The sequence below is a fragment of the Chitinimonas violaceus genome (assembly GCF_052601015.1).
Genome location: NZ_JBQXDJ010000001.1, coordinates 87,156 through 109,079 on the forward strand (window position 1 = coordinate 87,156; position 21,924 = coordinate 109,079).

Below are 21,924 nucleotides of genomic sequence, written 5' to 3' on the forward strand. Positions count from 1 at the left end.
TGGTTCCATGATGCAAATTGCTCATTCACTTCCACTCACTGTTCAAGGATTGCTCATGTTGACCACACATACTCTCGGTTTCCCTCGTATTGGCAGCCAACGTGAATTGAAGTTTGCCGTCGAAAAATTCTGGAGCGGCAATCTGGATCAGCCTGGGTTGGAAGCAACAGGTCGTGAGTTGCGTTTACGCCATTGGCAATGGCAAAGGGAGGCTGGCTTGCGCTTTGTTGCCGTGGGGGATTTTTCCTATTACGACCAGATTCTGGATGCCACCGTACTGCTTGGAGGCATTCCCCGCCGTTTCGGTTTCGAGCCGACCACGTTGAGCCGTGCCCAATACTTTGAATTGGCGCGTGGCAATGCTGCCCAACCGGCGTGTGAGATGACCAAATGGTTTGATACCAACTACCACTTCCTGAAGCCCGAGTTCGATGCGGAAACCCGCTTTGACGGTGGCCCGCAATGGCTGTTTGATGAGTTGCAAGAAGCCAAGCTGGCAGGTTTTCAGGCCAAGGTGCAGCTGGTCGGCCCATTGACCTTGCTCAAGCTGGCGCGTGTACAAGGCGTCGACGCACTGGCCTTGCTTCCACGCTTGGTGCCAGCCTATGCGCGACTACTGAAGCAGCTGCAGGTAGAGGGTTGTGAGTGGGTACAGCTTGATGAACCGATTCTGGGGTTGGATCTCGACGCGCAATGGCTAGCAGCTTTTACACCGGTTTATCGTGAGCTGGCTGAGGCTCACCCACGCATTCTGCTGGCTACCTATTTCACTGGCGTGGCAGATAAGGTCGCGCTATTGCAGGCATTGCCTGTTGCTGGTGTCCATGTGGATGCGGTACGCGAGCCAAGCCAGCTGAGTGCATTTACCGATTGGCCGGTTGATAGGATTCTGTCGGTAGGTATTGTTGATGGTCGCAATATCTGGAAAACGGACCTCGATGCCGCGCTCGACAGGCTGACGCCTTTGTATGCTCGGCTGGGTGAGTCGCTCTGGCTTGCGCCCAGCTGCTCACTCCTGCATGTGCCAACTGACCTGGAACAGGAAACGAAGCTGGCAGATGGTATCAAGGATGGACTGAGCTTTGCGAAACAGAAGCTGGCGGAACTGGCTACCCTCTCGCGGGCGCTGTGTCTGGGACGTAGCGTCTGCTTTCAAACCTTGGAAGTTAACCGGCTGGGCTTGGCGCGTTTTCAAGCATTGCCTGCACGTAATAACCCGGCTGTTGCCGCGAGACTGGCTGAGTTGCCAGCGTATGGCCGAGGGTTAAGTTACGCAGAACGTAAGCTGCTACAACATGCCCGTCTGAATTTGCCGCTACTGCCAACAACGACCATCGGTTCTTTCCCCCAAACCCGTGAAATACGGGCGCAACGTGCTGCTTTCAAGCGCGGTGAGCTGTCCCAGGCGGATTACACGCGTGCGATGCAGGCCGAGATTGCCGATGCTGTAGCAAGGCAGGAAGCACTGGGTATTGATGTGCTGGTTCATGGCGAAGCCGAGCGTAGCGACATGGTGGATTATTTTGCCGAGCAGCTTGCCGGTGTAGCGGTCTGCCAGCATGGTTGGGTGCAGAGTTATGGTTCGCGTTGTGTGAAGCCGCCAGTGATCTGGGGTGATGTAAGTCGGCCCACTGCGATGACAGTCGAGTGGACACGGTATGCACAAACACTGACGCAAAAGCCAATGAAAGGCATGTTGACCGGCCCGGTGACGCTGGTGCAATGGGCGTTCGTACGAGATGACAAACCGCGTGCAGAAGTGGCGTTCCAGATGGCGCTTGCGTTACAAGACGAGGTCGCGGAACTCGACGCCGCCGGTATCGCGGTGATTCAGATTGATGAGCCGGCTTTCCGCGAAGGTTTGCCCCTCAAACAAGCGGATTGGCCGGCTTACCTGGACTGGGCTGTAAAGGCATTCAAATTGAGCGCTGCAGGTGCTCGGCCTGAGACGCAAGTTCACACCCATATGTGTTATTCGGAGTTTGAGGACATCCTGCCAGCCATTGCAGCCATGGATGCGGATGTGATCACGATAGAGACATCACGTTCGGCGATGACATTGCTGGATGCATTTGGTGAATTTGCCTATCCCTATGAAATTGGCCCAGGCGTATATGACATCCACTCGCCACGGGTTCCCCCGGTGGTGGAGATGACAACATTACTGGAACGCGCCTTGAGGGTGATCCCTGCGGAACGGTTGTGGGTGAACCCGGACTGCGGCTTGAAGACCCGGGCATGGGCGGAAACCGAGGCTGCACTGCGCAATATGCTGACTGCCACCCGACAAGTACGTGCCCGCTTGGCAGAGGTCGGCTCTATTGGTGTCACCAGTGTTTTGCCCACGATGGTTGCTCATTCAGCATGTAATTGTTCGCATCCGGCTGAATGACTGGTCTGCGTCACTAAAGATTCATGTGGACGTCACGCACGGGACATGTCTTTCTTCCAGGCTGGTGATGATGGCTCGGTATTCTGCCTTGCCAACACATCTCTCTGGAGGCTCTGCATGCGTCTGCCTTTGAATCGTGATGAATGGTTGGCACTCGACCAACATTGGACGCTGCGTTGTAACCGTGCCAGCCGGCATCACGTCTGGCGTGGATTCTTCGCTTGCATCAGCCGGCTGGGCGACGGGATATTCTGGTATGGGCTGATGATAGGGCTGGTGCTGATAAACGGCCAGTCTGCTCTACCTGCGGTTACACACATGGCAGGGGTGGGGCTGATAGGGCTGTTGTTGTATAAGTGGCTCAAGCGCCTTACCTCGCGCCCTCGCCCCTTCATGCGTTCCGACGCGATCTTTCGTGCCTACGACGTACTCGACGAATACAGCTTCCCCTCGGGGCATACCCTGCATGCGTTCAGCCTTAGTATGGTTGCCCTGTCCTATTTTCCTGCGCTCGCCGGGTTATTGGTGCCATTCACAGTACTGGTTGCGGCTTCCAGACCGATACTCGGCCTGCATTACCCTAGCGATGTCGTAGCCGGCGCGGCAATCGGTGCAAGTTTGGCAGGGCTGTCGTTTGCTTTTTTTTAGCACCGTGAACCCTGATCACTGCTGCGAAGTAAGATCGTAAGCAGGTTCTAGGTCGCATCGGATGCGCGATAGTGGCATCATCCTATCCATGTTCCAGAACCCATCTGACAACGAAATCCGTGCACTGCTTACGCGTAGCCACCGCCTTGCGGTTGTCGGCCTGTCGCCCAAGCCTGCTCGGCCCAGCTTTCGTGTTTCACAGCAGATGCAGGCTTGGGGTTACGAGATTGTGCCGGTGCGGCCTATGGTTGAGTCGGTGTTTGGTCAGGCTGCCTATGCACGTCTGGAGGATGTGCCGGGCAAGGTGGATATCGTCAATGTATTCCGGAACGCCGAAGAGGTGGATGCTGTAGTGGACAGCGCAATTACCATTGGTGCACCGGCGATCTGGATTCAGCAGGGCATCTCAACCACTCTGCTGCTCAGCGCGCCCAGTCCGCAGGACTTTTCGTGGTGATGGACCGCTGCATCATGGTTGATTACGCAAGGCTTTTATCTGCCTGACCGGGTTGACGCCAAGCCCGGTGGACGGTAAACCCTTCCCATTGTTGTATGTAATGGGCTCCCTCATGAAACTCCGTTTTACCAAGATGCATGGCCTGGGCAACGATTTTGTCGTGCTGGATGGCGTCAGCCAATCGCTACAGCTTACGGCCAATCAGCTCAAGCGGATTGGTGACCGCCATTTTGGTATCGGTTGTGACCAGATATTGCTGGTGGAGAACCCACATCACCCTGACTCGGATTTTCGTTACCGTATTTTCAATGGCGCGGATGGCGGGGAAGTCGAGCAATGCGGCAACGGTTCGCGCTGTTTCGTCCGGTTTGTGCATGACAAGGGCTTGAGCCGTAAACGTGCGATCCGGGTCGAAACGGCCAAGGGCTTGATCGTGCCCCAACTTGAAGAGAATGGTCTGGTAACGGTGGATATGGGTGCGCCGCGCTTTCAGCCCGCAGATATCCCCTTCGTGGCAGATTCGGAGGCGGTTACACACTCCTTGCAGGTGGGGGAACGGTTAGTCGACGTGACCGTGGTTTCAATGGGCAATCCGCATGCTGTGCAGGTGGTGGCGGATGTCAATTCTGCCCCTGTGGCGACGGACGGACCCATTATCGAATCTCATCCCCGCTTCCCGGAACGGGTGAATGCCGGGTTTATGCAGATTGTCGGTCGGAACGAAATTCGCCTACGTGTGTTCGAACGAAGTGCGGGCGAAACGCTTGCATGTGGTACCGGGGCATGTGCGGCTGTGGTGGCCGGTATTCGCCGTGGCTTGCTGGATTCCCCTGTATCGGTACATACCCGTGGGGGTGACCTCAGCATTGGTTGGGCTGGTCCAGATCTGCCTGTGCTAATGACAGGCCCGGCAGTGACGGTGTTCGAAGGTGAAATAGAGATTTGAGTGCTTGCGTAGCTTTGCTGAGAATAAGGGATTTGGGTCGGTTGTCTTATAACACCTACGATGTGCTGGACGGAGCATTTATGCTGCCATCGTTCTGAGAACCTGTTGACGATCTTGCTGCGCAACCGTGATCAGGGCTCATGTGCTGCTCGAAATCCTCATGTACTCCAGTACATTTAGGTTTCTGCGCTGCGCTTTACCCTGCTGACAGCTGCTCGCGACAGATCGTAAACAAGTTTTGAGGACTTGTTCGCGATCTGAACCTATCAAATCAATCAGAAAATGAGAAACGCCATGTCCATTCACTCCCCCGATGTCGCTACCTGGCTTAAAGCCAACCCACACTTTTTCGAGGAATATGCCGACCTGGTCGCGGAGATATTCATTCCGCATCCCCATGGAGGCCGCGCTATTCCTATTGCCGAGCGGCAAATTCTTGCCCTGCGGGAAAAGAACAAGCTGATCGAGAACAAGCTGGCCGAGTTGCTGCAATTTGGCGAGGAAAACGACCAGATTGGTGACAAGGTACATCAGCTCAGCATGGCATTGCTGCAGGCGAGGGATTTGAGTGGGGTGTTGGCGACGCTGAATTACCACCTGCAGGAACATTTCCGCGTGCCGCATGTGGCCATACGCCTATGGGGTAATGAAGTGGATGAGACCCTGAGCGAATTCGCGCCAGTCAGTCCCGATGTACAGCAGCTCGCGCAGAGCCTGGGTTCGCCTTACTGCGGCCCTTATGTCACTGATGAAGTGGGTGAATGGCTGGGTGAATCATCGGTGCGTCTGAAATCGTTCGCACAGGTGGCGCTCAAGATTGATGGCGCACCCTTCGGATTGTTGGTGCTGGCCAGTGAAGATGTACAGCGTTTCTACCCGGAAATGGGTACGTTGTATCTGACGCGTATTAGCGAATTGGCGTCTGCTGCTTTGGCGCGTTGCCTGGATTGAGTGGCGGTCGATGACGCCACTGGAAAGATTCGAGCGGTATCTGACAGGTGAAGGTGGCAAGTCGGTAGCGACACGGGATGCCTACCTGGCCGATGCGCAACTGCTGTTGGAGCTGTCCGAAGGCTGTCCGCTGGATAGCCTGACAGCGCGTGATATTCGCGGTTTTGTACGGCAGATGAAGCAGCGGAAGCATGATGCGCGCACTATTGCACGCCGTTTGTCTGCATGGCGTACTTGGTATCGCCTGTTGGTGCGCGAGGCAGAAGGTTTTAGCCTAAACCCGGTGGCTTCAGTACGCGCACCGCGGGCACCGAGAAAACTCCCACGTCCGGTCAGTGTGGATGGGACTGCGGGGTTTCTGGATAACCTGAACGATGGCGATCCGCTGGCCTTGCGTGACCGTGCCATGTACGAGCTAGCGTATTCATCGGGTTTACGGGTGTCGGAACTGGTGGGAGCGAATCTTGCTGATCTACATCCAGACGCCACCTTGCAAGTGCGCGGTAAAGGTGGCAAATCGCGCATCGTGCCTGTTGGGCGGTTAGCGCTGGCGGCAATTGCCAATTGGTTACCCTGCCGTACAGTTCTACTACAAGCTGGCGAGACGGCGTTATTCCTGAACCGGTTCGGCCGGCGCATGACTACCCGTGCGGTGCAGATGCGGATATCGAATTGGTCGGACAAGCTCGGGTTGGGCGATAAGTTGCATCCACACCGTTTGCGGCATGCCTGCGCCAGCCATTTCCTACAGGCCAGTGGCGATTTGCGGGCCACGCAGGAATTGTTGGGCCACGCCAGTATCGCCACCACACAGGTTTATACCCATCTCGATTTCAACCGGCTTTCTGCGGTGTACGACCAAGCCCATCCACGCGCCAAGGGCAAAAAATAGAAGTTTCCATCGCGTGTACTGATCTAATTCGGGAGGTTTTCATGGATATCCAACGTATTAACCCTACGCAGCGCTGGTCGGACGCAACTGTCTATCAGGGGCTGGTCCATTTTGTCGAAGTGCCCGCAGATCTTCATGCGGATATGCGAGGACAAGTCAAACAGGTACTGGCTCAGGCTGAAAAGACGCTCGAACTGGCAGGTAGCGACAAGTCCAGACTATTGATGACCACCATCTACGTGACCAACCTCGCCAATGTGCCGGCGTTGAATGCGATATGGGATGAATGGCTGGCCCCAGGTTATGCGCCTGTTCGTGCCTGTTTGAAGGTGGAATTGGTCAATCCGGATATGTTGGTGGAGATGGCGTTTGTAGCCGCACCAAAATAGTAAGAACCTCTCAAAGTCTGCTGCGCGTCAGCAATACGGCGTTGAAAACCCCCTCGGAATGCTCATTTACCACTTGTAAATTCCGCTTCCTCGGGTGTTTTCGCCTTGTCTTGCTTTAGCTCGCGAGACTTTGAACCTGCACGATCTGTCGCGAGCAGCTGTCAGCAGGGTGAAGCGCAGCGCAGAAACCGGAATGTACTGGAGTACATGAGGATTTCGAACAGCACATGAGCCCTGATCACGACTGCGCAGTAAGATCGTGGATGGGTACTTAGTCTGCATTGATCAGCCATACCAACTGGCCGTGACAAGCCTCATTCAAGTATGCAATGAACGTGGTTGTTTCGTGATCGAGCAGGCTGAAGCTGAACAGTACCCGGCTGCTGTGTTCCACCTTCAGCTGGGTTGCGCCTGCTGCTGATATTTGTCGGCGTAGCAAGCCTTCCAAGGCGTAAGGGACAGTGCAACGTAAGGTTGTCCGCTTTTGCAGGGGCAATTTGTCTGCCACCAGTAGGGCTTGGGCGACGGCATCGGTGTAGGCGCGGACCAACCCGCCCGCCCCAAGCTTCACGCCGCCAAAGTAACGCACCACGGTCGCCAATACACCTTCGAGTTCCTGGTGGCGCAGCACATTCAACATGGGCAACCCTGCCGTGCCGGATGGTTCACCGTCATCCACAGCAGCAGATTGTCCGCCTGCCAACAGTGCCCAGCAGACATGTGCAGCACCGGGGTGTTCGGCTTTGAGCGTTGCGACACGTGTCTGCGCCGTGCTCCGGTCGCTCATGGGTTCCACGCAGCAGATAAAGCGGCTCTTTTTGATTTCCAGGATGTAATGCGCAGGGCTTGCCAGCGTAAAGGGCATTGTTGTTCCAGCTTGCTGTTGAAGCCTGTTTTTATGTGCAGTTGGCATTCCAGTTCTGGATAGCAGCCTTGCGGGTGCTGGCCTGGGCGCTGATGACATTGCAGTTGCCATTACGGCCAAATTTGGCGCATTCGACCCAGAAGCGATTCGAACCTGCCTTCATAACCTCGCCCGGCGAACCGCACTTTTTGCATGGCTTTGGGTTGAGGGGAAGGTTATCGGTCATGGTGATGTTCCTGGTACGGTCGAACTCGGGGGGTGATAGTACGCCATCTGACTGCCTTGAGGTTTGGCCGCTGGGTAAAGTCGGCGGGGGAAATCAACGCCAGCCCGGTACAATGGCGTATTCCCCTGTTTAAAAAAGTGTAGCCCCTGTGGCTGCCACGGAGTCCGTTATGCCCAATGACTTGCGCAGCCTGCTTGCTACTGCCTTTGCCAACCGTGCTGATTTGTTGGTTCAGCTGCATGCTGAGGAAACCAATGCCTACCGTTTATTTCACGGCAGTGTGGAAGGTATACCCGGTTTAACGGTGGACCGTTATGGTGATCTGCTGCTCGTGCAAACCTTTCACACACCATTGGCAGAAGGCGAGTTGGATGTCATCGGTGCTTACTTTGCTGGCGTACTGCCGGGTCTCACCACGGTTTACAACGATCGTAGTGATGCCAATTCACGTATTCGCAATGCGCTGGCAGATGCCGAATTGGAAGCAGCCATGCTGCCGCGCGAGGCAAAAGAGCTGGGCATCAACTACCGTATCCAGGCCCGTCATGCCGGTCAGGACCCCTGGTTGTTCCTGGATATGCGCGCCGGCCGTCGCCGCGTTATCCAGGAAGCCGAGGGTAAATCAGTGCTGAACCTTTTCGCTTATACCGCCGGGGTGGGTATTGCTGCCGCCAAGGCCGGGGCGCGCTTTGTGATGAATGTGGATTTTGCCGAGTCGAGCATCATGGTGGGGAAGGAAAATGCCCGACTCAATACTCTGGCGACACGGCCGCGGTTTGTACAGAGCGATGTCTTTCCCGCGGTACGCCAGTTGGCAGGTATAGGCCAGCCGAAAATGGTGCGTGGTAAGCGCATGCCTCCCTTCCCTACGTTGGAAGCACGCCAGTTCGATCTGGTCTTCCTGGACCCACCGCGCTATGCCAAGAGCCTTTTCGGGGTGGTGGACCTGATCAATGATTACAGCAGCGTATTCAAGCCGGCACTTCTGGCCACAGCGCCGGGTGGCAGCATCATTTGCTGTAACAATGTCGCCCAGGTGGATGCTGATGCCTGGCTTGACCAGTTGCAACGTAGTGCAGCGAAGGCTGGCCGGCCAGTGCGTGAATACGAATGGATTGCGCCGGAAGCTGATTTCCCTAGCAGTGATGGCAAGCACCCACTGAAGATGGTGTTGCTGCGTGTGTGAGTAAGTAGGAAAAGTGTGCAGACCTGCTGACAATACGCTGTCAGCAGGTCCTGTTTAGTATGCATGGTGTCGCACCAATTGGTGTTATCCAACTGACAGGAGCATTCCCATGCATGCTGCAAACTGGTTTGAACTGCCTACTCATGATCTTGCCCGCGCCACGCGTTTCTATGCGGCTGTATTGGCGACGGAATTGACAGAGGATGACAGTGTCGGTGATGTACAGATGGTCATGCTGCCACATGGTAAGAGCAGAGTTGGCGGTGCCTTGGTGAAATGCCGGCATATGCAACCCGAGGCGACCGGTACGCTGGTCTACTTGAACACGCCAGACCTGGATGCTGTATTGGGGCGGGTAGAAGCTGCGGGCGGTGCAATCCTCATGCCCAAGACTTTTTTGCGTGAGGATATTGGGTCGATCGCCATCATGCGCGATACCGAAGGCAATAGTGTCGGCCTGCATAGTAGAGGCTGATTAACATCCGGTCGGTTGGGCTGGTGCATCGTCGCCCAGCCCTAATTCACAAAGAGCTTTCGCATGCGTCGAGCTGATCGCCTGTTCCAGATCGTCCAGTTTCTACGTGGCAGGCGGTTGACCACGGCCAGATGGTTGGCGGAGCGGTTGGAGGTATCCGAACGTACCATCTACCGGGATGTACGCGACCTGTGTTTGAGCGGCGTACCGATTGAGGGTGAAGCGGGGGTGGGTTATGTCTTGCGCCATAAGCTTGATTTACCCCCGCTGATGTTTGATCGCGAAGAGCTGGCGGCGTTGCGGCTGGGAGCGGAAATGGTGGTTGCCTGGAGTGACCCCCAGCTGGCCCGGGCGGCAGAAGCTGCGCTGGCCAAGATCCGCAGTGTGTTGCCAGCTGATATGTTGCAGGGGATGACGCCATTGCACGCACCGGCGTTTCCTGGCCAACATGAAACGGCATTTGCCCCATTACGCCGTGCTATCGATAAGCAGAAGGTGGTGCAACTGTACTACCGTAAGCCTGATGGAGAAGCCAACCAACGTAATGTCTGGCCATTGGGCCTTTTCTTCTGGGGCAAAGTCTGGACATTGGTTGCGTGGTGTGAATTGCGTACGGCACACCGGCAATTCCGTCTGGACCGCATCGAAACTATTACTGTGTTGGACCAGGATTTCCGCCCAAGCCCGGAGCAGACATTGCGTGCGGCTTTACGCGCTGTTGGAGCATCAAGCGAATTGTTTGATTAATTAGTTGAGTTCTTTATCCGGAGGGCAAAGGCTTTCTTGATATTCCTCGGCGAACTTCTCTATTTTGAGAAAATTCTGCTATTGACACCAATTATTTTTTATTTGATACCCATATAGGTATCAGTTAGCACACCAGCTATATTTCTTTTCGATGCCGCCATTATTGGAGGTGACGCCAAGGCAATCCAGCAATGAAGAAAAAAGTGTCTGGTGCTCAATAATATTGTCTTGCTTTTGGCGAATACGTTCAAATGCATCGCGATTCTTGGCTTCTGCTAACCACAGGTCAGAAGCCCAAATAATGAAAGGTACTTTTCGCTGCTCAATAGGAGCAGTTAATTTAGGACTGCCATGCCTCAATATTCCATTTTCCCCTAGAGATTCTCCATGGTCCGAGGTGTAAATCAGCACCGCTTTCTTATCGCGCAGCTTTTCAAAGGTACGTGATAAGAACGAATCTGTGTACAGGATACTATTGTCATAGGAATCTACCAGCTCACTGATCGAATGGCTATCTTGATGAAAGAGGTCGAACGACTTTGGGTATCTCGCAGAGTATTTGTAATGAGACCCCATAGTATGCAGTATGACTATGTGTTTGCCATTTGGGTGTTTTTTAAGTGAGTCAGAAAAATCTGGGAACATTATTGAATCATATATTGGGAGCTTAAGATTATGAGCCTCGGTTGCATATGTCTCGCTAAATTTATAATTATCGCTACCTGTTTTTAAGTAGAATTTGATTTCACCTTGGGTCGAGAAAAGATCTATAGAAAACCCGAGAGACTTAAAAACTTTAAAGACGTTTTCTTCTTTAAGAATCGGTCTGGATTGAATTGAGCTATCTGCGGTTCCACCAGGTCGGACAAACATACAATTAAGAGATGAACGAGTGATGGTGTCACATGAATGCCCTCGTAATGCAATCAGATCCTTTTCCTGGGTTAATAGTGGAGTGGTATTCCGTGCATAGCCGAAGATACCCATATGATCGTAACGGGCCGTCTCGCCAATGACTACAACTAAGAACACGTCATCATTATATTTTGGCAACGCATAATTAAAATGCTTTGAAGGGTCAAATAACGCTTCTTTATCTTTGTAACGTCGCCAAGAATCGTAGGCATACACGATTGTCGCCAGCATCCAATTGGTGGGGTTGTACGTTTGAGCAATTACGACAGCAGGCTGTGCCATCTTGAAATTACTCTCTTCTTCATATTTTTCAAATAAGTCAAAGCTTGATGATAAAAAATAGAAGATGTAGAGTAAGCAAGCAGGGCCAGAGAGAATATATGCCCATGCCTCTGGAGATTTGAACCATGGATAGTTAACGGAAGCTTTGAATTTATACTTCCACAAAAGACCTGTAGGTAGTATGCCAAATGCCAAGTTCCACAGAATGAATCTTGAATCTAAAACTTCCTCTAGAATAATACTATTTTCTGTAGTGAAAACAGCTTGGATTATTCCATAATCGATGACGGTATTGTAGAAAAGTACAAAGTAACTTGCGATAGAAGATGTGATGAATATGAAAGATGTAGTGACTCTAAGAGGCGTTATTCCAAGAAAACCAGCGCAATATAATGGTAAGTAGGAAAAAGAGAAAAGAAATAAAAAGCCAGAGAAAAGTAGAGTAGAGCCAGTTGTTTTATGAAACGCTGAAATATTAAAGAATAATGATATATAAAGACAACATAGTGCTGTAAGTAAGAATTTTTTACTCATATGTACCTCTAGAAGTACTGATTAGTGCGATATACCGTTGATTCGTGGCAGAAATGAAATGAGAGATAGGGTCGGATCGGTTGTCAGTCTTCCGTTGAACTCACGCTCCAGGAAAGCCGTACGATCGGATAAGTCATACAAGCAGCGTGTGAGCTCGGTAATGAGGTCATCGTATGCCAGCGAGAAGGAGTGCCCTCGAACAATGCCAAATCGCCTTCACGGTATTGCGTTGATTTTCATAGGTGCTGGACACCAGTACAGTGAGGTCACAGTTGAACAGTTGGTAAGTCTCTTTTCGGTCGACAGTTTGGCGCACAAGCATATTTCTCTGATAACTAATAATTAGTAAACTCTTATATTCTGTCGATTTCGATGTTAGTAAGCCAGTGGTGTAAACCCAGCCCATCGGCAAAATATGCTGTCAACAGCTGCCCAGGTTATGTTTCTCAGTCCGGTATTTCGTTTGGGCATTCACACCGAGCAAGGCCTTCAAACATCAATAGCGGCGGGCCTGCGCAGCAAGGGTTGCTCAATACGGGGTCGGTTGGATGGCAGATCGGTTGGAATTATCAAAACGCACCACTACCGGGATGTAGGATGTACGTGACCCGTGCCTTAGCGACGCTGAGGCTGGAGGAGGAAATGGTAGTGGCACTGGAGTGCTAGGGCGGCATTTGTCCCTTTATCCTGCGCTACTGGTATGCAAAAGGAGGGGCTCTATTACCGTAAGCCGAATGAGGAGGCGAATCAGCGAAATGGCTGGCCGCCTGGTTGTGTGGTGTGGGCTGCGGAAGTGCATCGGCAGCTCGGTCTGGACCGTCCTGAAACCATCACCGCGCTTGACCAGGACTTTCGCCCGAGCCCGCGCAGACGTTACGTACCGTATTACGCGCTGTTGGGGCTTCGAGTGAGCTGATTGATTAATCGACGAATGCCGCAGCCGGTGGTGGGAGATTTACTTCCTTCACGCTGAAAGCCTCGCCGGTTTCGAAGAAAGTACCACCTGCAACGTAATGGATTGAACGTGGGCGGCCTGATTCGAAATGCCAGTGGCCGTTGCTGAAGTCACATGGGTCTGCCCATGCTGCAACGACTTCCGCAATAAACAGGTCGTACTTGTCCTGGTTGCGCCGCTCTTCAATCACCTTGCATTCCAGCCATCCCACACATCCATCCAGAAGAGGTGCACCGATCTTTTCCGCCTCGAAGGTAGTGAGGCTGAATTCGGCGAATTTGTCGCCATCGCGACCACTGCGATTACCAACGGCTTCGGTCACTGCGGCAAGGGCCCGGGCGGGGATGTTCAGGGCGAACTCGCCACTGGCTTCGACCAGTTCTCGGGTCAGGGTGTTTTTGTCGATGACGACAGTGATCTTGGGCGGGTCGAAATCAAGCGGCATGCTCCAAGCTGCTGCCATGACATTACGTTGGTCGCCATAAGCGCTGGAAACCAGTACCGTGGGGCCATGGTTAAGCAGGCGGTAGGCCTTTTTTAGGTCGACGGCTTGGCGCATTAGATGTCTCGCTGATTAAAACGATTAGAAGCATCTTATATGAGGTCGGTTTTTCCATCTGCAAGCCAGCGCTGTACGCCCAGTCCTGCGGCTCGACCGCTGGCAAAACATGCCGTCAACAGGTAACCCCCGGTTGGCGCTTCCCAGTCCAGCATCTCGCCTGCGCAAAACACACCCGGCAATGCTTTCAACATCAACCCAGTATCGAGCGCTTCAAAGCGTACGCCACCTGCGGTACTGATGGCTTCATCAATCGGCCGTGGCGCTTTCAAGACGATAGGCAGGGCTTTGATGGCGACCGCCAGCTTTGCCGCATTCTGAAAATCATCTTTATCCAGGCATTCGCGTAACAGGCTGGCTTTGACGCCTGTCAAACCAAGCCGGCTTTGCAGATGGCTGGATAGTGAACGCGACCCCCGTGGATGGGTAACTTCAGCCAATACGCGTTCGGCACTGTGGTTGGGTAATAGATCAAGCAGTATGGTGGCGGTGCCTTGGGTGGTGATCAGCTGCCGGACACGTGCAGCGAAGGCGTAGATCAGACTGCCTTCAACACCTGTTTCGCTGATCACGAATTCGCCAGCTTTATATTGAGTCTGGCCATGGATGTCAGTGACGGCCAATGCAACCGACTTTAATGGCGCGCCGGCAAATTTCTCGCGCAGGTGTGTGCTCCAACCAACGTCAAAGCCACAATTGCTGGGTTGCAGCGGTGCGGTTTCAATACCTCTTTCTGCCAACAACGGCAGCCAACTCCCGTCGGAACCGAGTCGCGCCCAACTCCCACCACCCAAAGCCAGCACAGTGGCCGCAGGGCGTAAGGTGGTTTCTCCTGCAGGGGAGGTGAAACGTAATGCTCCGGTAGCATCCCACCCCAGCCAGCGGTGCCGTACGTGCAATTGTACCCCGGTGGATTTCAAGCGATGCAGCCAGGCACGCAATAACGGCGCGGCTTTCATATCGGTAGGGAAGACTCGGCCGGAGCTGCCGACAAAGATCTGGATGCCCAAACCATGAATCCAATCGCACAGATCGGCGGGGGAAAAGTCCGCCAGCAGGTGTGCGATATCGGTTTCGCGCTCGGCGTAGCGACTCAGAAATGGTGCGAGCGGTTCGGAATGGGTGATATTCATGCCCCCCACGCCCGCCAGCAGGAATTTACGCCCTACCGATGGCATGGCATCAAAGACATCGACCCGGTGGCCGGCATTGGCCAGGACTTCCGCAGCCATCAAGCCAGCGGGGCCGCCGCCTATGATGGCGATGTGTTGTTGGGAGGGATGAGTCATGCGGGTCTAGCCGGTGGGCAAAGGGCGCGATTCTACCTAAGCCGTGCTTCGATTGCCTCGCACAGGCAGCGTAAGACCTTGATGCGGGCGTAGTATTTGTTGTTTGCCTCGATTAGCAGCCAGGGGGCTGCGGGAGTGCTGGTCCGTTCGACCATATCGTGTACCGCTTCACGATAAGCCGGCCACTTTTCACGGTTGCGCCAATCATCGTCGGTGATTTTGAATCGCTTGAAACCAGTCTCTTCTCGTGCCTGAAAGCGCTTGAGCTGTTCGTCTGCATCGATCGCCAACCAGAATTTGACGACGATATAGCCGGCATCATGCAGTTGCTGCTCAAAGTCATTGATTTCGGCATAGGCTCGCATCCAATCTGGTTCTGCCGCGAAACCCTCTACCCGTTCCACCAGAACCCTGCCATACCAGGACCGATCGAAAATTGCGAATCTTCCTTGCCGCGGCAGCCGTCGCCAAAACCGCCAGAGATAGGGTTGGGCCAATTCCTCCTGTGTCGGGGCAGCAATCGGGTGAACGTGATACTGCCGAGCATCCAATGCGCCAGTTACCCGGCGGATCGTTCCACCCTTGCCTGCGGCATCGTTTCCTTCGAAAACCACCAATACACCATGTTCGCGTAGCTTGGGGTGCCGGCTAAGCGTATTGAGCCTGCCTTGAAGCGTTTCCAGTTGGTCGGTGTAGTCGGTTTTGCTCAGCGGTTGGTTCAACACAAGCCGGTCGAGTATCCGCAAACCATCCCGTGGTGTGAGTAAAGGTGATTTGGGGGTGTGATGGGGAGCCGCTTTAGCCATTCCTTGCTGCAGCGCTTCGAGCAGCAATTTGCCGACGGTAAGGTTGCGGTAACGTTCGTTCTCGCCCTCGACAACCATCCAGGGCGCAGCGCCTGTGCTGGTGCGCATCAGCACGGTCTCTGCCAGCTGGCGGTAGGCATCATAGTGTTTGCAGTGTTCCCAATCGCGCTCGCCAACCCGCCAGCGGGTTCGTGGGTCTTTTTCCAGCTCAGTCAGCCTGGTTTTCTGGGCTTTTTTGCCAAGATGAAACCATAGCTTTAGCAGCACTATTCCTTCTTCGGCCAGCATGGTCTCGAACCGGATGATCTCATCGAGCCGGGCAGGCAGTGCGGCAGTATCTTTGTCTGCCTGAAATTGGGTGAAGACGGCATCGGAATACCAGGAGCCGAACAGGATGCCGATGCGCCCTTTGGCTGGTAGAGCCCGCCAGTAACGCCACATCGGTGGATATTGTTCTTCATCGCCACAAATATCGCCAAAGGCGTGAGTATCGATCAGGCGCGGGTCCATCCACTCGTTGAGCAGATTCACTGTTTCACCCTTGCCTGCGGCATCCACGCCATTGATCAGTATCACGACCGAAAAGCACGGTTCATTCTGCAATGCGTATTGGGCATCGAGCAACGCTTCGCGCAGGGCTGGTGTCTGAGCCTTGTAGTCGGCTTTGCTAACTTGATGACCGAGTTCGGCAGCTTCAAACATGGAGCATTCCGAGGGTGTTTTCAACGCTGTATTGCTGATGCACAGCAAGCTTCGAATAGGTTCATAAGAGACTCCACGATCTGTCGCGAGCAGTTGCGCAGGCGGATCGTGAACAGGCGCTTACGCAGTAATCAACCCACGCTTCCTCAACATCGGTTCAACTTTCGGGTCACCCCCGCGGAAGGCACGGTAGGCATCGGCCGGGTCTTGCTTATTGCCTGTGCTGTAGATGTGTTGCAACAGCCGGTTGGCAACGGCGGGCTCGAACGGGTCTCCAGCTTCCTGGAAGGCATTGTAGCCATCAGCATCCAGCACCTCTGCCCACATGTAGACGTAATAGCCTGCTGCATACCAGGGTCCGGAGAACAAATGGCTGAAGTGGCTCAGGTAATGCCGCTGGCCGATGTCCGTGGGTACGCCCAGTAGCTCGCGCTGTTCAGCTTCGAAAGTGGCGATGTCCACCGGTGTGCCATTGGGCAAGGAATGCAAAGCCATGTCGATCAGCGCTGGGGCGACATACTGTACGGTGGCCCATGCTTGGTTGAATTGGCTGGCCGCTTTGAGTTTGTCCAGCAGCGCGGTTGGAATCACCGCACCGCTTTGATAATGGCGGGCATGTTGCCGCAGTACCGATTCTTCCTTGGCCCAATTTTCGAAGATCTGCGAGGGCAGTTCGACAAAGTCACGTAACACCTGGGTCCCTGCCAACCGCTCATACCGCACCTGCGATAGCAAACCATGCAAGCCATGGCCGAATTCATGAAACAGGGTGCGTACATCGTCAAAGCTCAAGAGCGTGGTTTCAGCCTTGGCGAAGTTGTTGTTATTGATGACGATAGGCGTGGTGCCGCCAGCAATACCGGATTGGCTGCGGAAGATGCTCATCCATGCACCGCTGCGCTTGCTGGGGCGCGCGAAGTTGTCACCTATGAACAGACCGACAAAGGCATTGCTGCGATCCCAAACCGACCACAATCGGGCATCCGGGTGGTGGAGCGGGATATTGTGCTGCTCGATGAATTTGAGGCCAAACAGGCGGCCAGCGCAGTCGAACATGGCAGTGATCATGTTCTCCAGCGTGAAATAGGGCTTGATCTCGGCATCGTCGAGGTCATAGCGTTGCTGGCGGACCTTTTCAGCCAGATAGCGCCAGTCCCATGCTGCAAACGGTGTAGCTAAGCCAAGCTCCTGCGCCTTCTCGTTCAGTATGGCGCGGTCGGCGTCTGCTTTTTCCAGTGCGGGTTGCCAAGCCTGTTCCAGCAGATTGAGCACTGCTGAGGTATTGCCCGCCATGCGATTGGCCAGCTCGTAATCGGCATAGTTTGCATAGCCAAGCAGCGCTGCCTGTTCCTGGCGTAGGACGACAATACGAGCCGCCAGTGGGCGATTGTCGTGTTCACCAGCATGCGCACCACGGTTGATTCGTTCACGCCAGATAATCTCACGCAGGTCTTGCCGGTCCGAGAACGTCAGGAACGGTTCTGCGATTGAGGGCGAGAGGGTAATCACATAGCTGTCGGCAGGTAGCTCCCGCTGTGCGGCTGCGCTACGTGCTGCGGCGCGAACAAAGTCGGGTAATCCTGCGAGATCTGCTTCACAGTGAAGTTCAAGCGCGAAGGCGGCTTCATCGGCAAGGATATTCTGGCTGAACTGGGTGCAGGCCTCTGCCAGTTCTGCCATAACCGCGGCGTAACGGGACTTGGCTTCCCCCTTAAGTAGTGCGCCGGCGCGGACGAAATCAAGATGAACCGTCTCAAGCAGCCGGAGTTGCTCAGCATCGAGGCTCAGATTGGCGCGGTCCTGGTACAAAGCATCGATACGCTGAAACAGCCCCACATGCATATAGATGGCGCTTTCATGGGCTGCCAGGCGTGGTGCGATTACCAGCTCTACTTCTTGCAGGGCAGGTGATGTTTCGCTTGAACACAGGTTTTTGAATAGAAGATCAATCCGGTTGAGGTGGCGGCCAGAGGCGTCGAAAGCAATCAGTGTATTGGTGAAGCTTGGTGGTTCTGTTTCTGAGGCGATGGCATCTAGCTCGGCCATATGGGTTTGCATGACGGCTTCAAATGCCGGTTGGAAGTGCTCGGCCGCCACGCGGTTGAAAGGAGGCAGGCTGTAGGGGGTATCCCAGGTTTGCAGCAGCGGGTTGCTGTTCAGCACATCTCGCATGGCGGTTGGTGTCCGTTGTTGAGGAGGGTGGAGGTTCATTCTAAACCGCACTTATACGCAATACAGATGGTGCATGAATGGGTGTTGCTAATTCGTATGAGTGGTTGTGAAACATGGTTTGCCAGCCGCAAACCTGTTTACGATCTGTCGCGAGCAGCTGTCAGCAGGGTGAAGCGCAGCGCAGAAACCGGAATGTACTTTTGTATATGAAGATTTTGAGTACCACATGTGCCCAGATCGCGGGTGCGCAGCAAGGTCGGGAACAGATTCTCAGAATTGTGATGGGATGCGTGCCAACAGGCTCTTAAGCATGGGTTCGCTGGGCCACATTGGAGGTAACAACATACCTCGTGTCAACTCATGACCCCCTTCGTGTTCCGGCGCATATTCGGCAACTTGTAATGGCCAATGCGGGTGGTTGAAGTGGTGGGCGGTCTGGACTTGCCATTCAGTAAATGGCAAAGCGCGGTTGTCGAGTGCCCGGTAGCCCAGCCAGTCTGGTTTATTCAAGCTACGCCAAAGGCTGTCGGCACGTTGTTTCGGTATGTCCTCTCCCCAGCATCGCCACCAACCGCGTAGATGATCGGCCGCCAGGAAAGCTGGGGCAGCAGTATCCAACTCGCGATAAAACATCCGCCCTCGCAACCATGTCATCGGTTGTACAGGCAGATTGTTACCAAGCGCCAGTTGGCCCGCTGGGCTGTTGGCCAGCTGTAGCTGGTGCTGGAACAAGCGGACCAGCTTGAGCTTCAACGCATCACGTAATCCAGGACCTACGTAGCGCAGCCCATGATCAGTCGGCAGGGCGATAAAGAACTTTACCGCCAGTTCGATATGCAATAACGGCCCTTGTGGTGGGCGTAGCAAATAGTCGATTTCGCCAAGGCTGATGCCGTTGTCGCGTACCGGTAACTGGCTGGCCAATAGCTGATGCCCTGGTAAATTGCCCAGCGCGGTTTGTAATAGCGCTTCAGCGTATCGGCCGAGTCGAAAGCCATTTGCGGTTGCCGGCAGATTGGCGTTGAGATTCGTATGGGGCAGCTGTTGCCACCAGGACTCACCTAACTTTGCATTCCCCTGCTGAACGCCGGTGGGCAGCACGTTGTTCGCCAATAAGGGGGGCGAGCACAGCAGCCAGTTCAAATCCGCAAGTTGATCAGGGTTCAGGGCCAAGGGTAGCTGAGAATCTAGGAGGATAAACGGAGTGTAACGGTCCTGTGCCAAGCTGGTTGGATAAACAAGCTGCACGTCGCCATAAGGTGCATGAAATTGGAACGAGTATGCGGTACGCTAGCTATTAGCGGCCTATACTTTCCGCACGATCCCTGCGCTAGCCCTTTTAAGGAGACAGCATGCATACCCGGGACCGATCCCCTCGTGGGGCACGAGAGCAAATAATCCATCTGGCAGCCAAATTGATGGCCGAGGAGCATATCGATGACTTCGGGACTGCCAAGCGTAAGGCGGTTCGCCGTCTGGGTTTGCCCGAGGGTAAAAACCTGCCGGGCAATGATGAGATCGAAACTGCACTGCGTGAATATCGCAACATCTTTTCCCCCAACCATAGTCACGTATTGTTAGTGTTACGCCAAAGGGCGCTGGAAGCGATGCGGTTGTTCGCTGAGTTCAAGCCCTATCTGGTGGGTTCGGTGCTATCTGGCTTGGCCGGGCCCCACTCTGATATCAACCTGGTGATCTATTCAGACGATGCCAAGGCGGTGGAGATCCGTTGCCTGAATCAAGGTATTGATTACCGGGTCGAGTCGCCACCTTCTGGCCATACCACTCTGTCCTTTTATGTGGATGGCAGCCTTGTGCGTTTGAGTGTGCGATCTGAAAACGATGAGCGACAGGGGGCACGCGGCGCAACTGAGCCGATGGAACGTGCCCGCTTAAGCCAGTTGGAGGCGATGTTGTTGGAGAGCACTGCTTCCACTTAGCACCTGTTAGCGATCTTACTGCGCAGCTGTAATCAGGGCTTATGTGCTGCTCGTAACAGACTTTGAACAAGTTAGTTATGAGTCGGTTTGGCGAGCAGCCTATAACTTGGTGCGCAAGTCGGCCAGCACGGCCTCTGTTTCTGGTCTGACGCCGCGCCATAGAAAGAATGCTTCGGCTGCCTGTTCAACCAGCATGCCAAGACCGTCCAATCTACGCCTTACTCCTGCGGCATTTGCCTGCAGCAGGAACGGGGTCTCGGCCTTGCTGTACATCATGTCGTAAGCCAATCCATCGGCTTGCCAGATGGACGCTGGCAATGCCAGCGCTTCGCCCGCCAGGCTCGCTGATGTTGCGTTGATGATGAGATCAAACGGCTGGTTGGGTAACTCAGCGAAGCCGCATCCGGTAACGGGGCCAAGCTTGGTGAACTGTTTGGCCAACGCTATGGCTTTGTCGGTAGAGCGATTGGCAATCACCAGCTGCGCAGGTTTTTCTGCCAACAGAGGACCCAACACACCGCGTGCTGCGCCCCCAGCACCCAGCAGCAATATGCGCAAACCAGCCAGTTTGATATGGCGTTGCAGGTCTCGCACAAGCCCTGCACCATCGGTGTTGTCCCCGACCACACCTTCGTCGTCCAACCAAAGTGTATTTACTGCCCCGGCCAGCTCGGCACGTTCAGTCAGCGTATTTGCAAACCGGAAAGCCTCTTCTTTGAATGGCACAGTCACGTTACAACCACTACCTCCCATCGCCAGGAATTCGGCAGTACTGTCGATAAAACCATCGATTGGCGCTTCCAGCCGTTCATAGACGATCTTTTGTTGGGTCTGTGTAGCGAAGGCTGCGTGAATAAGTGGGGATTTGCTATGGGCAACGGGGTTGCCGATGACTACGTAACGGTCGGTCATGAGTCTTCTAACAGGAACGGGCTGAAGGGGGGCTAACGTGAAAGGGAAAAACAGAGATTCAGCTCTCAGGGATACCATGAGGCTTCTGCTAATCGCCAGTATCGCAACTAGCAGGAGCCTTGATTTTTTAGAATCTGTTTACGATCTGCTGCGAGCAGTGAACAGAGCAGCACATAAGTCCTGATCACAGCTGCGCAGTAAGATCGTAGGCAGATTCTTACGGCTTTCAGCCTTGCGACCAGGGTAAGCCGCGCCCTTTCCAGCCATTGACCTGGCCACGTTGTCCAGCCGGGTTATGTTCGCCTTCAAAGCCTTCCAGTACGTTGTAGCACTCACTAAAGCCGTGGGATGCTGCCATGGTTGCCGCGTCGTGCGAACGTGCCCCGGTACGGCATAGAAAGAACAAGGCCTGTTCCTTGTCTACTTGGTGTTTAAGCTGCTCCAGGAAGTTGGGGTTCGGTGTCATACCGGGCCAGCACTTCCATTCGATCTTGATCGCATTTTCCGGTGTACCAACGAATTGCCATTCAGCATGGGTGCGGACGTCAATAAGGCGTGCTGCAGGCATGCTGGCCAACAAAGCATGCGCTTCATCAGGCATGAGCGCACCCGAGTAAGGCAGGCCAAGTTGTTCAGCGCGCTCGTGGGCACGCTGCAGGATTTCGTTCTGTTGGCTCATGGGAA

Annotated in this window: 22 protein-coding genes; 12 read left to right on the forward strand and 10 right to left on the reverse strand. The window is 54.2% G+C overall.

Annotated elements, in window-relative coordinates; all coding sequences use genetic code 11:
* Nucleotides 1-55: 55 nt before the first annotated feature.
* From metE to ACUHMQ_RS00395, 7 genes are all read left to right on the forward strand, one after another.
* On the forward strand, nt 56-2,392 hold the full coding sequence (gene metE, locus ACUHMQ_RS00365; protein WP_445293447.1) for a 5-methyltetrahydropteroyltriglutamate--homocysteine S-methyltransferase: 2,337 nt from the start codon (nt 56-58) through the stop codon (nt 2,390-2,392).
* Nucleotides 2,393-2,509: 117 nt separating this feature from the next.
* A complete protein-coding gene (locus tag ACUHMQ_RS00370) occupies nt 2,510-3,040 on the forward strand; it encodes a phosphatase PAP2 family protein (protein WP_445293448.1) in 531 nt (176 codons plus the stop codon).
* A 61-nt stretch (nt 3,041-3,101) separates the two neighbouring features.
* Nucleotides 3,102-3,497, forward strand: coding sequence for a CoA-binding protein (locus ACUHMQ_RS00375; RefSeq protein WP_445293449.1), 396 nt, complete (start codon nt 3,102-3,104; stop codon nt 3,495-3,497).
* 112 nt (nt 3,498-3,609) lie between these two features.
* Nucleotides 3,610-4,443: a diaminopimelate epimerase gene (gene dapF / locus ACUHMQ_RS00380; protein ID WP_445293450.1), complete on the forward strand. Its 834-nt coding sequence runs from the start codon at nt 3,610-3,612 to the stop codon at nt 4,441-4,443.
* Between the two features lie 294 nt (nt 4,444-4,737).
* The gene (locus ACUHMQ_RS00385) at nt 4,738-5,394 is read left to right on the forward strand and encodes a DUF484 family protein (protein ID WP_445293451.1); all 657 of its coding nucleotides are present in this window, start codon (nt 4,738-4,740) and stop codon (nt 5,392-5,394) included.
* A 10-nt stretch (nt 5,395-5,404) separates the two neighbouring features.
* Nucleotides 5,405-6,286 (forward strand): tyrosine recombinase XerC, encoded by an 882-nt coding sequence (locus tag ACUHMQ_RS00390; protein ID WP_445293452.1) that lies wholly within the window; start codon nt 5,405-5,407, stop codon nt 6,284-6,286.
* A 41-nt stretch (nt 6,287-6,327) separates the two neighbouring features.
* Entirely contained in the window at nt 6,328-6,675 is a 348-nt protein-coding gene (locus ACUHMQ_RS00395) for a RidA family protein (protein WP_445293453.1), read from the forward strand.
* 271 nt (nt 6,676-6,946) lie between these two features.
* On the opposite strand, the gene ACUHMQ_RS00400 is transcribed toward ACUHMQ_RS00395, so the two are convergent.
* On the reverse strand, nt 6,947-7,540 hold the full coding sequence (locus ACUHMQ_RS00400) for an IMPACT family protein (RefSeq protein ID WP_445293454.1): 594 nt from the start codon (nt 7,538-7,540) through the stop codon (nt 6,947-6,949).
* A 31-nt stretch (nt 7,541-7,571) separates the two neighbouring features.
* The gene (locus tag ACUHMQ_RS00405) at nt 7,572-7,766 is read right to left on the reverse strand and encodes a Lar family restriction alleviation protein (protein ID WP_445293455.1); all 195 of its coding nucleotides are present in this window, start codon (nt 7,764-7,766) and stop codon (nt 7,572-7,574) included.
* Nucleotides 7,767-7,935: 169 nt separating this feature from the next.
* Between ACUHMQ_RS00405 and ACUHMQ_RS00410 the strand changes: the two genes are divergently transcribed.
* From ACUHMQ_RS00410 to ACUHMQ_RS00420, 3 genes are all read left to right on the forward strand, one after another.
* A complete protein-coding gene (locus ACUHMQ_RS00410) occupies nt 7,936-8,952 on the forward strand; it encodes a class I SAM-dependent rRNA methyltransferase (RefSeq protein ID WP_445293456.1) in 1,017 nt (338 codons plus the stop codon).
* Between the two features lie 109 nt (nt 8,953-9,061).
* Nucleotides 9,062-9,427, forward strand: coding sequence for a VOC family protein (locus tag ACUHMQ_RS00415; protein WP_445293457.1), 366 nt, complete (start codon nt 9,062-9,064; stop codon nt 9,425-9,427).
* A gap of 63 nt (nt 9,428-9,490) precedes the next feature.
* Nucleotides 9,491-10,174: a helix-turn-helix transcriptional regulator gene (locus ACUHMQ_RS00420; protein ID WP_445293458.1), complete on the forward strand. Its 684-nt coding sequence runs from the start codon at nt 9,491-9,493 to the stop codon at nt 10,172-10,174.
* Nucleotides 10,175-10,294: 120 nt separating this feature from the next.
* Here ACUHMQ_RS00420 and eptB read toward each other — a convergent pair whose 3' ends face one another.
* Complete coding sequence (gene eptB, locus ACUHMQ_RS00425; RefSeq protein WP_445293459.1) at nt 10,295-11,905, reverse strand: kdo(2)-lipid A phosphoethanolamine 7''-transferase; 1,611 nt, start codon at nt 11,903-11,905, stop codon at nt 10,295-10,297.
* Nucleotides 11,906-12,605: 700 nt separating this feature from the next.
* Here eptB and ACUHMQ_RS00430 point away from each other — a divergent pair.
* Complete coding sequence (locus ACUHMQ_RS00430; RefSeq protein ID WP_445293460.1) at nt 12,606-12,821, forward strand: hypothetical protein; 216 nt, start codon at nt 12,606-12,608, stop codon at nt 12,819-12,821.
* A 4-nt stretch (nt 12,822-12,825) separates the two neighbouring features.
* On the opposite strand, the gene ACUHMQ_RS00435 is transcribed toward ACUHMQ_RS00430, so the two are convergent.
* The 5 genes from ACUHMQ_RS00435 to ACUHMQ_RS00455 all read right to left on the reverse strand — a co-directional run bounded on the left by ACUHMQ_RS00435 (nt 12,826) and on the right by ACUHMQ_RS00455 (nt 19,636).
* Entirely contained in the window at nt 12,826-13,419 is a 594-nt protein-coding gene (locus tag ACUHMQ_RS00435) for a flavin reductase family protein (protein WP_445293461.1), read from the reverse strand.
* 35 nt (nt 13,420-13,454) lie between these two features.
* Complete coding sequence (locus ACUHMQ_RS00440) at nt 13,455-14,708, reverse strand: TIGR03862 family flavoprotein (protein ID WP_445293462.1); 1,254 nt, start codon at nt 14,706-14,708, stop codon at nt 13,455-13,457.
* Between the two features lie 32 nt (nt 14,709-14,740).
* Nucleotides 14,741-16,216: a polyphosphate:AMP phosphotransferase gene (gene pap / locus ACUHMQ_RS00445; protein WP_445293463.1), complete on the reverse strand. Its 1,476-nt coding sequence runs from the start codon at nt 16,214-16,216 to the stop codon at nt 14,741-14,743.
* A 120-nt stretch (nt 16,217-16,336) separates the two neighbouring features.
* Nucleotides 16,337-18,427 carry a M3 family metallopeptidase gene (locus ACUHMQ_RS00450; protein ID WP_445293464.1) on the reverse strand — a complete coding sequence of 697 codons (2,091 nt, stop codon included), beginning with the start codon at nt 18,425-18,427 and terminating at the stop codon, nt 16,337-16,339.
* A gap of 231 nt (nt 18,428-18,658) precedes the next feature.
* The gene (locus tag ACUHMQ_RS00455) at nt 18,659-19,636 is read right to left on the reverse strand and encodes a DUF1853 family protein (RefSeq protein WP_445293465.1); all 978 of its coding nucleotides are present in this window, start codon (nt 19,634-19,636) and stop codon (nt 18,659-18,661) included.
* 104 nt (nt 19,637-19,740) lie between these two features.
* Here ACUHMQ_RS00455 and ACUHMQ_RS00460 point away from each other — a divergent pair, with 104 nt between their 5' ends.
* Complete coding sequence (locus tag ACUHMQ_RS00460; protein WP_445293466.1) at nt 19,741-20,328, forward strand: nucleotidyltransferase family protein; 588 nt, start codon at nt 19,741-19,743, stop codon at nt 20,326-20,328.
* Between the two features lie 99 nt (nt 20,329-20,427).
* On the opposite strand, the gene aroE is transcribed toward ACUHMQ_RS00460, so the two are convergent.
* Nucleotides 20,428-21,240 (reverse strand): shikimate dehydrogenase, encoded by an 813-nt coding sequence (gene aroE / locus ACUHMQ_RS00465; protein ID WP_445293467.1) that lies wholly within the window; start codon nt 21,238-21,240, stop codon nt 20,428-20,430.
* Nucleotides 21,241-21,466: 226 nt separating this feature from the next.
* Complete coding sequence (locus ACUHMQ_RS00470) at nt 21,467-21,919, reverse strand: rhodanese-like domain-containing protein (protein WP_445293468.1); 453 nt, start codon at nt 21,917-21,919, stop codon at nt 21,467-21,469.
* Nucleotides 21,920-21,924 lie beyond the last annotated feature (5 nt).